This window comes from Gordonia oryzae, assembly GCF_003797185.1.
GTDB lineage: Bacteria > Actinomycetota > Actinomycetes > Mycobacteriales > Mycobacteriaceae > Gordonia > Gordonia oryzae.
Genome location: NZ_RKMH01000004.1, coordinates 60,504 through 73,209, shown reverse-complemented (window position 1 = coordinate 73,209; position 12,706 = coordinate 60,504). Strand labels below are relative to the sequence as shown.

The 12,706-nt window shown below is 63.6% G+C and carries 14 protein-coding genes; 8 read left to right on the top strand and 6 right to left on the bottom strand.

From position 1 onward, the window contains the following. Positions 1 to 118 precede the first annotated feature (118 nt). The 3 genes from EF294_RS06265 (at position 119) to EF294_RS06255 (ending at position 2,030) form a co-directional block, all read left to right on the top strand. Complete coding sequence (locus EF294_RS06265) at positions 119 to 829, top strand: TetR/AcrR family transcriptional regulator (protein ID WP_246007716.1); 711 nt, start codon at positions 119 to 121, stop codon at positions 827 to 829. Between the two features lie 79 nt (positions 830 to 908). Further along, positions 909 to 1,337, top strand: a complete 429-nt coding sequence (locus tag EF294_RS06260; RefSeq protein WP_123926933.1) for a PPOX class F420-dependent oxidoreductase — start codon at positions 909 to 911, stop codon at positions 1,335 to 1,337. Between the two features lie 276 nt (positions 1,338 to 1,613). Next, positions 1,614 to 2,030, top strand: a complete 417-nt coding sequence (locus EF294_RS06255; protein WP_281275980.1) for a histone-like nucleoid-structuring protein Lsr2 — start codon at positions 1,614 to 1,616, stop codon at positions 2,028 to 2,030. Between the two features lie 99 nt (positions 2,031 to 2,129). Here EF294_RS06255 and EF294_RS06250 read toward each other — a convergent pair whose 3' ends face one another. After that, a complete protein-coding gene (locus tag EF294_RS06250) occupies positions 2,130 to 2,678 on the bottom strand; it encodes a DUF1990 domain-containing protein (protein WP_123926928.1) in 549 nt (182 codons plus the stop codon). Positions 2,679 to 3,387: 709 nt separating this feature from the next. Between EF294_RS06250 and sigM the strand changes: the two genes are divergently transcribed. The 5 genes from sigM to EF294_RS06220 all read left to right on the top strand — a co-directional run bounded on the left by sigM (position 3,388) and on the right by EF294_RS06220 (position 7,854). Beyond that, positions 3,388 to 3,993 carry an RNA polymerase sigma factor SigM gene (sigM, locus tag EF294_RS06240; protein ID WP_123926925.1) on the top strand — a complete coding sequence of 202 codons (606 nt, stop codon included), beginning with the start codon at positions 3,388 to 3,390 and terminating at the stop codon, positions 3,991 to 3,993. Positions 3,994 to 4,108: 115 nt separating this feature from the next. After that, positions 4,109 to 4,921: a hypothetical protein gene (locus EF294_RS06235; protein WP_123926922.1), complete on the top strand. Its 813-nt coding sequence runs from the start codon at positions 4,109 to 4,111 to the stop codon at positions 4,919 to 4,921. 164 nt (positions 4,922 to 5,085) lie between these two features. Next, positions 5,086 to 6,081 (top strand): thioredoxin-disulfide reductase, encoded by a 996-nt coding sequence (trxB, locus tag EF294_RS06230; protein WP_123926919.1) that lies wholly within the window; start codon positions 5,086 to 5,088, stop codon positions 6,079 to 6,081. 61 nt (positions 6,082 to 6,142) lie between these two features. Continuing rightward, positions 6,143 to 6,481 carry a thioredoxin gene (gene trxA / locus EF294_RS06225; RefSeq protein ID WP_123926916.1) on the top strand — a complete coding sequence of 113 codons (339 nt, stop codon included), beginning with the start codon at positions 6,143 to 6,145 and terminating at the stop codon, positions 6,479 to 6,481. 212 nt (positions 6,482 to 6,693) lie between these two features. Further along, positions 6,694 to 7,854 carry an N-acetylmuramoyl-L-alanine amidase gene (locus EF294_RS06220; protein WP_123926913.1) on the top strand — a complete coding sequence of 387 codons (1,161 nt, stop codon included), beginning with the start codon at positions 6,694 to 6,696 and terminating at the stop codon, positions 7,852 to 7,854. Positions 7,855 to 7,900: 46 nt separating this feature from the next. Here the strand turns inward: EF294_RS06220 and EF294_RS06215 are convergent, their stop codons facing one another. The 5 genes from EF294_RS06215 to EF294_RS06195 all read right to left on the bottom strand — a co-directional run bounded on the left by EF294_RS06215 (position 7,901) and on the right by EF294_RS06195 (position 12,672). Further along, positions 7,901 to 8,740 carry a hypothetical protein gene (locus EF294_RS06215; RefSeq protein WP_123926909.1) on the bottom strand — a complete coding sequence of 280 codons (840 nt, stop codon included), beginning with the start codon at positions 8,738 to 8,740 and terminating at the stop codon, positions 7,901 to 7,903. A gap of 165 nt (positions 8,741 to 8,905) precedes the next feature. After that, positions 8,906 to 9,997 (bottom strand): ParB/RepB/Spo0J family partition protein, encoded by a 1,092-nt coding sequence (locus EF294_RS06210; protein ID WP_123926906.1) that lies wholly within the window; start codon positions 9,995 to 9,997, stop codon positions 8,906 to 8,908. A gap of 60 nt (positions 9,998 to 10,057) precedes the next feature. Beyond that, positions 10,058 to 10,939: a ParA family protein gene (locus EF294_RS06205; protein WP_123926903.1), complete on the bottom strand. Its 882-nt coding sequence runs from the start codon at positions 10,937 to 10,939 to the stop codon at positions 10,058 to 10,060. 210 nt (positions 10,940 to 11,149) lie between these two features. Beyond that, positions 11,150 to 11,800, bottom strand: a complete 651-nt coding sequence (gene rsmG, locus EF294_RS06200) for a 16S rRNA (guanine(527)-N(7))-methyltransferase RsmG (RefSeq protein WP_425459402.1) — start codon at positions 11,798 to 11,800, stop codon at positions 11,150 to 11,152. A 287-nt stretch (positions 11,801 to 12,087) separates the two neighbouring features. Then, positions 12,088 to 12,672 carry a Jag family protein gene (locus EF294_RS06195; RefSeq protein ID WP_425459401.1) on the bottom strand — a complete coding sequence of 195 codons (585 nt, stop codon included), beginning with the start codon at positions 12,670 to 12,672 and terminating at the stop codon, positions 12,088 to 12,090. Positions 12,673 to 12,706 lie beyond the last annotated feature (34 nt).

Genomic DNA, 12,706 nt, shown 5'->3' with positions numbered 1-12,706 from the left:
TGATTGTCGAATAATCTGACACAGGATCGTGTCAGATGCTGCGTGTGACACGCTAGCGTGTCAGATGACGGGTTGTCCACGGTTCCCGTTGGATCGCACACACCGAAAGGGGAGCACCTTGCCGCCGTCCCGAGAGCAGCGCCGTTCCCTGGAGCCCGAGTCCGCGGAGGGACGCCGGTACGGAGGCGCGGAGGCCGACGAGCGGCGCGCCCGCCGGAGACGCGCCTTCATCGACGCCGGCCTCCAGCTGTTCGGGGAGCTCGGCTATCCCGCGGTGACGGTCAAACGGCTCTGCGATGAGGCCGGTCTGACCCAGCGCTACTTCTACGAGTCGTTCGCCGACCGTCCCGCGTTGCTGATCGCCGTATACGAGCGCTGCGTCGAGGTCACCCGAACCGCAACCGTGGGTGCCGCCGCGGGGTATGTCCTCCACCCGGCAGGTGTCGCGCCCGACGCGGTCCGCGCAGCAGCCCGCGACACCCTCGGGGCGTTCCTCGCAACGCTGACCGGTGATCCGCGCCGCGCACGCGTGATGCTCGTCGAGGTTGTGGGGGTGGATCCGGCGGTGGAGTCGACTCGCCTGCGCGCCATCCATGACTGGGCGAATCTCATTCTCGTGCTGGCGATGGGGGAGCGCGAGGTGTCGTCGGCACAACATCTTGCCGCGGTCGGACTCGTCGGCGCGGTCACGCAATTGCTCGTTGATTGGTATTTCACGAATGTCGCGCCCGATCCGGTGGATATCGGTGCTGCACCCACCGACCTCGACGTCATGCTCGACGTCTGTGTCGATATGTTCGCTGCCACCTACGATCAGCTCATGCGGTGAGAGGGTTCGGTGTCATCTTCCTTTCCCTCGCCGGACTATCGGCGCAGAATTTCCTCGCGCGGTCGGCCATGATGGGGTGATGGCACACACCGAACTCGACGACCGGGTAGTTGCATTTCTCACCGAGGGCACGCGTACCGGAAAGGTGGCATTCGTCTCCGCGTCCGGACAAGCGCTCGTCACGCCCATCTGGTTCATCGTGGATGACGGTGTCCTCGTGTTCAATACCGGGGCAGACACCGCAAAAGGGCGAGCGCTCAGCCGTGACCGGCGACTCACAGTGCTCGTCGACGACGAGCGCCCGCCCTTCTCCTTCGTTCAGGTTCAAGGCACCGCGCAGATCGGTGAGGATCCCGCCGATCTCCTCGATACCGCAACACGTATCGCTGCCCGATATATGGGGCCGGATCTCGCCGACGCGTACGGCAGGCGTAACGCGGTACCCGGCGAGCTTGTCGTCCGCCTCACGCCCACCAAGGTGAATGCGGTATTCGACATCGCCGACTGATCGCAGATCCGAATTTCCGTTCCACCGGCGATTCGGTGGGCACCACAGAGTCGGCGATTCTCTCTCGCTGACCGAGGCCGGCAATCGCACTCGATTCGCCGCGGGTGTTTCAGGAGTGTCGATAACTGTTGGACTGCAAGCTGATTGAAATATCCCGCACGAGTCGTAGATGTCGCACCACCGAGCCGAGATGCCCCATCTGACGCTGCTGGTGGCGTCGAGCGAGGGTTGCCGTCGAGCGCCGTCGGCGTCCCTCCGCGCAGCCGGTGCACACATATGCGACGTGGGGCCCACAGCGTGCGTTATTCTCGTCGCGTGGCTAAAAGACAAGTAGTGTCGTTCATAGATGACCTCGACGGCCGTGAGCTCGATATCGACGATGCTCACACCATTTCTTGGTCGTGGTCGGGCGTCGAATACCAGATCGATGTGTCGTCGGCGAATCTCGACAAGATCGAAAACGGTCGTGTTCCGGTCGCCAGACTGCTCGAGGTATCGACCCGGGTTGGTGGCCGTAAACAGTCGACCGCGCCAAAGGTCAGTACCCCCGCGGCGAGCGCGGAATCGTCGTCGAGTTCAGCACGCCCGTCCACCAAGGTGATTCGCGAGTGGGCGCAGGAAGCGGGCTACGAGGTGCCGCTGCGTGGCCGACTCCCGAAGGAAATCCTCGACGCTTACGACGCGGCACACTGACCTGCTCCCTAATCCCACGATCAATGAACAGACCCGGTACCTGATTCACGACGTCGACTGACGTCGGGGTATCGGGTCTTCTCCTTCGATGGATACTCCTCACGCCTGTAATGCGCGGCCGTATCTCCGGGTGATCGCATCCTGGAGTGCGGCGGCCACGGGTCGGCAGAACCTGGTCAAGAGGGTGGCCGGCCTCGAAAAGGCGGTGATCGACAACTGAACCGACTCGTCAGACATCAGACGCAGTTCGAATCGTTCCTCACCCATTTCCGGATGCCCGGGCAGCGTCCCGTATGTAAACCCGGCCATGGTCTCGTCCGACTCCACTGCGACGATCGCGACAGGTGCCCGCACGGCATTCACCCTCCCGATCCGTAGTCCCAATATGGCCACCGCATTATCGGTGATGGTGGGATGCGACGTGGCGACCGCAATATTCGCGCGCAGTTGGATCTGCCAGGACAGCATGGCCTCGCGCGCTACTTCGAAATGATTACGGCCGCTGCCCAATTGCGTCCGCAAGTGGACGTGCCGATAGCCGGTGGGCATCACCCCGGTCGTCTCGCCGACTTCCGAATAGGTGAATTCCTCGGCACCCAGCCGTCGTACTTCGACATCGTCGAGGAGTCGCAGTCGGGTGTGGGGCACCTCCTGACTGTAGCCGCGAACGGTATGGAAGGCTGGCGCTCAAGGATTTCCGGGAGCGTCCGGAGGGCATGTCCTGGATGTCTCACGGTGACTCCAGGACCGGGATCGGCGTGGAGATCTTGGTCACGGCTCTGCAATGCGGTAGCAAATCGCGCCTTTCTGATATCCGATCTTCCTCGGAAGGCACCCCCGGGGCGACGGACTTGATAACCGCTCCGGGGAGCACACCATGCCCACGTTCATTCTCTACCGTGACGTAGACGGATTCCAGGTGGGCGGCACCGGTGTGGTCGCCGAGAGCGTCGAATGCACCGACGCAAGCGAACCCCTTGGGTGGCCGGCGAACACCGCTCGCCCGCGGCGTGGACAGGATTGCCGATGTCGAGGCAATTCATGGTCATCACGGTGCATCAACAATCCAATGGACAACACCGGCCGGGTAGCGATCCCGGCTGAGCCCCGCGCACGTTCGACAGCGCGACCTGCACGAGTATGTCGGCGACCGGTTGGGTTACGCCGCAAGCACTTCCGGAGGGAATACATCAAGGGAGTCCACTCGATGACATCGACCACCGCCTCCCCTGCGGCCCTCGGTCGCGTGGCTCGCGGACACGCGATTGATCCAGGTCTGCCGACCGTCGACGCGGTTGTCCACAGGCACCGCACCACGACTATCCGACCCCCGGCCCGGCCCACTACTCTCGATCCCATGTCCGGGGGGACCCACTCGCCACAGGGCGATACACGCAGCGACGAGCAACTGCTCGCCGCGCACACCCATGGCGATCCCACCGCATTCACCACACTCATCACCCGACACCACACCTACCTGTGGAATGTCGCCCTGCGCACCACACGAGACCCCGACGATGCCGCCGACGCCCTGCAGGAGGCACTGTTTTCGGCTCACCGAACCGCAGGCTCCTTTCGCGCCGAGGCACGTGTATCGAGCTGGTTGCATCGCATCGTGGTCAACGCTTCGCTGGATCGACTGCGGCGCAACGCGGCTCGCCGCACGGTGCCACTACCGGAGTTTGACTCCGCGATTCTCGTCGACCACACCGACGACTATCAGCGCGTCGACCTGACCGAGACGATCTCTCGAGCGCTCGACGAATTGCCGGCGGGTCAGCGCGCGGCGGTCCTCGCACTCGACGTCGAGGGCTACTCCATCTCGGAGGCTGCGCAATTGCTCGGCGTGCCCGAGGGCACGATCAAGAGTCGGAGTTCGCGCGGACGGCTACGCCTGGCCGCTCTGCTGGGTCATCTCCGTCACGAGTCGGTGCGGGACGGGTCGGAGCGAGGCCGGGCGTGAACACCGGCTCGAACGTCATGGAACTCCTGGAGGTCCTGCTGCGTCCAACTACTCGTGGGTCCCATAACGACCGGGTTCCCACCGGGTACAGCGACTTGACACGAGGGGAGCGCGGATGACCGACGAGTACCAGCGCTCTGAAGAGTCACCGAGCCTTCCGGAACCACCGTATTCCGTGGATCAGCTGACCGATCTCGATGCCGGCATACTCGAACCCACCCTCGCCATGCACATCCGTTCCCGACTTGCCGACGACCCCGGAGCTCGGAAGGTTCTCGCGGCATTGAAGGATCTGCGTGTCGATCTGCGCGATCTCCCCGTGTCCGAGCGGCCAGTGCCCGAGTGGGTTGACGCGCGCACGCAGCAAACGCTCGCCCGAATCGCCGCGGAGGTCGGCAGCGGCAGGGGTGCCGACGGAAGTGGCGACGGCGGTCGGGACGACGAGAGTTCCGACACGGTGGTCACACAATTTCGACGCCGTCGGCAGCTGCGCTCTGCCCCGCAGGCAGTGGCTCTGCTCTCGGTGGCCGCAGCCGTCCTCATTGCCGTCATCGTGGGTGTCGTCCTGGTCAACCACTCGGCCCAGACCGGCGCTGCGAACCGTGTGCAGGCCGATGGCATCCCCATGAGTTCGTCTGTTGCGCGCACCGTCACTACACCGGGTGCCGCAACAGTGCTGTCCGTGCTCGGCCGGACCGACGGTGCACCGTTCACCTCCACCGCTGCATTACGCCGGTGCACCGCTGCCAACGGTGTCTCTGCCGCGACACCGATTCTGGGGTCGGGACCGGTGACGGTCAACGGCGTCCGCCAGGTCGTGATTCTGCTTGCCACCGGGACGGCCGGGCGGTTCCTGGCGCTCGTGGTCGGCCCCGAATGTGATTCCGGCAACCCGGCCACGATCTCGCGCACGATCATCGGGGGATGACCCCGGCGAGAACGCTCGGGTATATCGTTCGTCCACCATGCAGCCGAATCATCCGATCGCTCGTCGTGGGGCCGACGCGTCGGGGAACATGTCCGCATACCCTTGTGTTGAATGCCAGGTACGTACGGCTCACCGGCCGATACGTCGATGACGCGGAGGACGAATTGACCCAGTCAGACAACCAGCAGATCCACGAGCTGATCATCGTCGGATCCGGGCCTGCCGGTTACACCGCGGCGGTTTACGCGGCTCGCGCCGAACTCGCCCCGCTCGTCTTCGAGGGGACACAGTTCGGCGGCGCTCTGATGACGACCACCGAGGTGGAGAACTTCCCGGGATTCCAGAACGGCATCCAGGGTCCGGCACTTATGGACGAGATGCGGGAGCAGGCAATCCGCTTCGGCGCCGACCTGCGCATGGAGGACGTCGACGAACTCCGGCTCAACGGCGTGATCAAGGAGGTCGTGGCGTCCGGTGAGACCCACCGCGCCCGCGCGGTCATCCTCGCGATGGGTGCCGCCGCGCGCTACCTCGGTATCGACGGTGAGCAAGAGTTGCTCGGCCGCGGCGTCTCGGCCTGCGCGACTTGCGACGGCTTCTTCTTCAAGGACCAGGACATCGCGGTCATCGGCGGCGGTGACTCGGCGATGGAAGAGGCCACGTTCCTCACGAAATTCGCGCGTTCGGTAACCCTGATCCACCGCCGGGAGGAATTCCGGGCCTCGCGCATCATGCTCGATCGTGCCCGCAACAACGACAAGATCCGGTTCGTCACCAACGCCGCGGTCAGATCCGTCATCGGTGACGGGTCGGTCACGGGTCTGGAATTGATAGACACCCGCAGTGGCGACACGCGGACGGTGGATGTGACCGGCATGTTCGTCGCCATCGGTCACGACCCGCGGAGCGAACTCGTCCGCGGCCAGGTCGACCTCGATTCCGACGGATACGTCCAGGTCCAGGGCCGGACCACCTATACGTCGCTGCCCGGTGTCTTCGCCGCGGGCGATCTCGTCGACCACACCTATCGGCAGGCCATCACCGCGGCGGGCAGCGGATGCGCGGCGGCGATCGACGCCGAGCGGTGGTTGGCCGAACAGGGCGACATCGACACCACCCAGGTCGAGGCCGACCTCATGGTCGTCGACGCACACAGCTGACCCAGTCGCGCCGAACCCAAGCGGCATTCACAACCCCGACTCATCACAGGAGGAAATCATCATGGGAGCACACACCGTCGCCGTCACCGACGACACGTTCTCCGACGCCGTACTCGGCTCCGACAAACCGGTACTTGTCGACTTCTGGGCCACCTGGTGCGGTCCATGCCGCATGGTCGCACCGGTTCTCGAGGAGATCGCCGACGCACACAGCGACAAGCTGACCGTAGCGAAACTCGACGTCGACGCGAACCCGGCGACCGCACGTGATTTCCAGATCATGTCGATCCCGACGTTGATCCTGTTCGAGAACGGACAGCCCACCAAGACCATCGTCGGCGCCAAGGGCAAGGCCGCACTGCTACGCGAGCTCGATTCGGTGGTCGGCACCAACGCCTGACATCGTTGGCGATGGTATAGCGACAGGCACGGTCAGCAACATTCAGGCTGGTGACGGTGCCTGTCGCAACATTGTGACCTGCTCGAGTTTGGCCCACATCGGTCGACCTGAAAGAATGCTCGTGATTCTGCCGAGTGCGTTTCCGGGAGTACCGGCGTCGAATCGCGATCCGCGCGGACACTGATTGTTCGTCGCGACCAAGGAGTCTGAAGATGCCGCAATTCCGACTGGGTGATCAAGGCTCGGCAGTCGCCGAGATCCGTTCGATCCTCGCCGGACAGGGTCTTCTCAGCACAACTCGCGGCCGACACGCCGCCGAGGCTGACACGCCGGGCGACACTTTCGACGCCGACACCGACCAGGCAGTGCGGGCCTTCCAGCAGCAGCGGGGCCTCATCGTCGACGGAATCGTCGGACCCGCGACCTACCGCGCATTGCGCGAGGCCTCCTATCAACTCGGTGCACGTGTGCTCGCGTTCCGCTTCTCGGCGCCGATGGTCGGCGACGACGTCGCACAGCTACAGAACCGCCTACAGAACCTCGGCTACTACACCGCGCTGGTCGACGGCGTCTTCGGCGAGACAACCCACAACGCTGTCTGCCTCTATCAGAGCGAATACGGGCTCTTCGCCGACGGAATCTGCGGGCCCGCCACTCTGCGCTCTCTCGAACGGCTCGGTACCCGAGTGACCGGTGGCTCGCCTCTCGCCATCCGCGAAGAAGAGCACGTTCGTCGTTCCGGCCCGCAATTATCTGGCAAGCGCATCGTCATCGATCCCGGATCCGGTGGGCTACATGACCTTTCGACCGGTGATCTCGCCGACACGGAAAGTCGCCTCCTGTGGGATCTCGCTGCCCGCCTCGAAGGCCGGATGTCGGCGGCCGGCATGGAGACCTTCTTGTCACATGATGGTCGGGGTCGGCCCACCGACGAGGAGCGCGCCCGGGTCGCGAACATGATCGACGCCGATGTCATGATCTCCCTGCGGGTCGGGCATTATCCGAATTCGGCGGCGAACGGCGTGGCGGCCTTCTACTTCGGCAACAGCCACGGGTCGTTCTCGACCATCGGTCGCAACTTGGCCGGCTTCGTCCAACGCGAGGTTGCCGCGCGGACCCCGTTGACGGACTGCCGCACTCACGAACGCACGTGGGAACTGTTGCGGCTCACCAGGATGCCGGTCATCATCCTCGACGTCGGCTACATCACCAACCCCGAAGACGCTCGGGTTCTCGAGGGCGCCGACTACCGCAACGTCATCGCGGAGGCCATCCTCGTCGCCGTCAAGCGACTCTATCTGCTCGGCGATGACGATCGGCCCACAGGGACATACACCTTCGCCGATCTTCTTGCTGCCGAAGAAATCTCCTGATCCGATTCGCGCAAAGCGTCGCGCTACTTGGCTTTTCGGCGAGGCTCTAGAGTCGGCGTCCCACCGGGGCGAGGGTTCGTTCCCGACCCATCATGTCAATCGACGCCATCACCACCAGCTTCTCCAGAGCCCCCTCGACCTCCGACTTCCACCCGAGGCCTTCATCGAGCTCCAACCGCAGCCGGGGGAAGCGGGAGTGAGATGCAATGACATCAAATCCTGATGCTTTCAGGAATGCAGCGTCGAGCAGGCATCGAGTGCACAGATCTGGCTGTGGGTTGTCCAGGATTTCGCGTGCGACGCTGACGATCTCCTCGTCCGACCACTCACTGATGTCGCGCATCCCCGGAGTCGCGTCAGGTGTCGGGTTACGACGCGCCGTGCCGGAACCCCCACCGTCCGGCCCTCCGCCACGAACCAATCCGAATGCCTCAACCGCGCGGACACCGCGACGCATGAGGTCGACCAGCACGGCATCGAGTAGGGGAGTGGCCACCTCCTCATAACCGGGCTCGACTTGGATGGAAGTGAGGAGGAGGGCGTCGGCGCTGACCGGCGATGTCGGGAACAACCGAGATCGTGGGACACGTCCGGGCGGTGCATAGAACGCCGTGCCGACGATGACTCCGGTTGCCGGATCGGTGGCGAGCTGACCGCATGCACCCCACTCCAAGAGCACCGAAGAGATCCACGCCTCCTTGTCGAACTCGCTCTCGAACGGAGCGCGTGCAACGCCGCGACTGACCACCTCGGTAGCCTCCGCAGACTCGGGCCGATCCAGCGGGCCAGCCATGCTTGGCTCGACCTCCCAGAAGACACACCGACGCGCATGCGGAGGTAGTGACTCGAACGACTCGAGAGTCAGCCGCGAGACCACCGGTTCCATGTCAGCTCATCCATCCCATCGCCACACCGCCGTCGGAAGACGCCGCCACACCGGAAATGCTTGTGCCATAACGGTATTCGGTTCCAGCCGATGCGCTCTCGCATTGTTTCGTCACAGTGACGTTGCTCCCGCGGGTGGAAGGTAGTGGAAAATCTTCGGCAAAAGTCACTTACCCGGATCGATCACTCCAACGATTCGCTGGAGGTCATCCACCGAACCGAACTCGACGACGATCTTGCCTTTCCGCTTACCCAGACTGACCGTGACGCGAGTTTCTAGACGATCCGACAGTCGTTCGGCAAGGTCGTGGAGGCCGGGCATCTGCATCGGTTTGCGCTTGGCGGTCGGCAAGGGGGTCGTCGATCCGCCGTCATGGTTTTCGAGAGTGACCGCTTCTTCGGTCGCACGGACCGACATTCCTTCCGCGACGATACGCGCCGCCAACGCCTCCTGAGCATCGCTTCCGGTCTCGAGAGACAACAGCGCGCGAGCGTGTCCTGCGGACAGAACCCCGGCCGCGACGCGTCGCTGGACCGGAATGGGTAGCTTGAGCAACCTGATCATGTTGGTGATCACCGGGCGCGATCGCCCGAGCCGCGCGGCCAACTCCTCATGTGTCACGTCAAACTCTTCAAGGAGTTGTTGGTACGCGGCCGCCTCCTCGAGCGGATTCAGCTGCGCACGGTGAATGTTCTCCAGGAGTGCATCGCGGAGCATGTCACCGTCGGGCGTCTCTCGCACAATCGCCGGGATCGCCTCGAGGCCGGCCTCTTGACTTGCTCGCCACCGACGTTCGCCCATGACGATCTGAAACTGGACACCCTCCGCGGTGGGGGCGGGCAACTTGCGAACCACGATTGGCTGCATGAGACCGAACTCGCGGATCGAATGAATCAGCTCATTCAGCGCATCCTCGTCGAAGACGGTCCGCGGCTGATTCGGATTCGGCTGAATGAGCGTTGGTGGGATCTCCCGGTAGACTGCGCCGACCTCATCGGGTGTGCCGATCACGGCCGGGGGAGTGGATGCACCTCGCTCACCGGCAGCGTTGGCTGTAGCCGCAGCGATCTTTGAGCTCGGCGCGCCGGCCGACGACGCTACCGAACCGCCACCATTTCCGGTGCCGATCACGACGTCTGCAGCGGCAGCTCCAAGCCTCGGAGTGGTCAGGTCCTCCTCGGTGGGACCGGTGGGGATCAATGCCGCCAAACCGCGGCCGAGTCCACCTCGTCGGTGTGCGGTTTCTTTCTGACTCACTGCATTCCTCTCAGGCAAGGCGGGCTGACACCCTCGGGCGATATTCGGTATCGGGCGCTATCAGGGCACGGGCGCCGTGTCAGCGCGCATCGCGAGTTCCCGGGCAGCATCGAGGTAGCTCATTGACCCACGTGAACCCGGGTCGTACTCGATGATCGTCATGCCATATCCGGGTGCCTCGGAGACCTTCACGCTTCGAGGGATGATCGTGGACAAGACCTTCTCGCCGAAGTGTCGGCGCACTTCCTCGGCTACCTGGTCGGCAAGCTTCGTGCGCCCGTCGTACATGGTGAGGAGGATCGTGGACACATGGAGCTCTTTGTTGAGATGTGCCTGGACCAACTCGATATTGCGGAGTAGCTGCCCGACACCTTCCAGCGCGTAATACTCGCACTGGATGGGGATGAGCACCTCGCGCGCCGCGACCATCGCGTTGACGGTCAGTAGACCGAGCGACGGTGGGCAGTCGATGAAGACGTAGTCGAAGCCGAAGTCCGCCATTGCGTCATCGTTCAACGCGTTCCGAAGGCGGTTCTCACGCGCGACGAGCGACACCAACTCGATCTCGGCACCGGCAAGGTCGAGTGTTGCGGGGACACAGTAGAGGTTCTCGTTGCTGGGACTTTGTTTGATCGCCTCGCGGACCCCGACCTCTCCGAGGAGCAGTTCATATACCGAGGCAATGTCGGGCGCGCGATGATCGATTCCGAGCGCGGTACTGGCATTGCCCTGAGGGTCGAGATCGACGACGAGAACGCGGAGGCCGTGGACGGCCAGTCCCGCTGCAAGATTGACGGCTGTCGTCGTTTTACCGACGCCACCCTTCTGGTTCGCAACCGTCAGGACGCGAGCATCCCGCGGCCGGGGTAGTCGTCCAGCCGCACCGGGTGTCAGGACCTGGCTGGCTCGGGCGGCCGCGGCGGCAATGGGTGTGTCGTCCAACGATGCCTCCAAGGCCGTCGAAGTAGTGGGAGAGGTAGCGCGAGGGTCGGATCCACTCTTGCCGGTAAGTACGGTTTCACGTGAAACGTTGCGATCTTGCTGGACCACGCGAGGACTCCTTCGACCGACAGATGGGGCGCCATCACCAACGACCTCCGAGCCACTTGATGATGCTCTTCTATTCTGCGCCCTGCGACCGATGCGCACCAACTACCTCCCTGACCCACGAGGGTCCGATCGGCTACGCCGATTAACCCGCTTCTTCTTGGACGACTGAGACCCGCTGACACGATCATTTCGAACGCCTACGACAACCGTCGTCGGCGGGTCGATCACGCCGACACCGCACCGCCGCACCTCAAGATCGATCAGACCACGACGCGATACAGCCAACCGATCCCGATCGATCTCGTCGGACGCAGACGATCCCTTGATCGCTACCAGTCGTCCGCCGGTTCTGATCAACGGAGCAGACCATAAGGCCAACCGATCCAGAGGCGCAACAGCACGCGAGGTCACCACGTCGGCAACGCCGACCTCCGCGCGCACTGATCGCTCCTCGGCGCGACCCCGGACGACTGTGACATCCAGCCCAAGGAGAGTCACGACCTCTTCCAGAAACGTTGATCGACGCAACAGAGGCTCAACGAGCGTGATGCGCAAGTCTGGTCGCGCCAGCGCGAGTGGGATGCCTGGTAGACCGGCGCCGCTACCAATGTCGATGACGTACTCTCCTCCGGCGATAGCCTCACCCAGTACGCCGCAATTGACAATATGTCGATCCCACAGACGCGGGACTTCCCGCGGACCGATCAGGCCACGCGTAATGCCGTCGGTCGCGAGAATCTCGCGATAGCGCATCGCAAGTTCCACCCGGCCCTCGAATACCGCATGGGCCGCTGGGGGAGGGGAGGGGTCCACTCCATCACCGGGCGCACCGTCGCCGTCATGTTTCACGTGAAACGTGATCCTTCCATTCGTAGTCCCCACGCCGACACTTCCACGTGAAACACACGCGCTCGGTAGAAATGACATCCATGTCATTAGTAGGCCGCAAATGGCGAAGTCCCGGCGCTAACCGGGACTTCGCAACTACCGAAATGGTGGTCGGCTTCGTGGCACCGAGCGTGTCGTACCGCGACCCAATGTCAGTCGACTTTGATGACGACGACCTTTCGCCTGGGCTCGACGCCCTCACTCTCGCTGATGACACCATCTACAGCCGCTACGGCATCGTGCACAATCTTGCGTTCGAACGGGGTCATCGGATCCAGCGCTTCACGCCCGCCACCATCGCGGACTCGCTCGGCCACCTCCGTGCCCAGACGCGCGAGACGATCCCGACGGTCGGCGCGCCACCGTGCGATATCGAGCATCAGCCGGCTGCGGTCACCGGTCACCTGCTGAACCGCGAGCCGGGTCAGCTCCTGTAGCGCGTCGAGAACCTCGCCCTTGCCACCGACAAGCTTCGACAGATCGTCACCGCCATCGATGCTCACCACCGCGCGGTCGCCGTCGACATCCAAATCAATGTCGCCGTCAAAGTCCAAGACGTCAAGGAGCTGCTCGAGATAATCACCAGCGATCTCGCCCTCTTCGAAGAGGCGGTCTCCCTCGTCCTCAGCGCGCTCCTCGTCAGCACCCACCTGTACCGAGTCATCACCGTTCGGCCCTTCCAACTCGGCGACACCAGATCCCGTCGATCCGGACCCAGCGACATCGAGTGCTGTCACAGGCGAATCGGTCGTAGAAGACTCGGTCTCGAAA

Coding starts and splice junctions, on each gene's coding strand:
- EF294_RS06260 (WP_123926933.1), top strand. CDS start 909: ATGGCACACACCGAACTCGACGACCGGGTAGTTGCATTTCTCACCGAG.
- EF294_RS06255 (WP_281275980.1), top strand. CDS start 1,614: ATGCGACGTGGGGCCCACAGCGTGCGTTATTCTCGTCGCGTGGCTAAA.
- sigM (WP_123926925.1), top strand. CDS start 3,388: ATGTCCGGGGGGACCCACTCGCCACAGGGCGATACACGCAGCGACGAG.
- EF294_RS06235 (WP_123926922.1), top strand. CDS start 4,109: ATGACCGACGAGTACCAGCGCTCTGAAGAGTCACCGAGCCTTCCGGAA.
- trxA (WP_123926916.1), top strand. CDS start 6,143: ATGGGAGCACACACCGTCGCCGTCACCGACGACACGTTCTCCGACGCC.
- EF294_RS06220 (WP_123926913.1), top strand. CDS start 6,694: ATGCCGCAATTCCGACTGGGTGATCAAGGCTCGGCAGTCGCCGAGATC.
- EF294_RS06215 (WP_123926909.1), bottom strand. CDS start 8,740: ATGGAACCGGTGGTCTCGCGGCTGACTCTCGAGTCGTTCGAGTCACTA.
- rsmG (WP_425459402.1), bottom strand. CDS start 11,800: ATGCGCTATCGCGAGATTCTCGCGACCGACGGCATTACGCGTGGCCTG.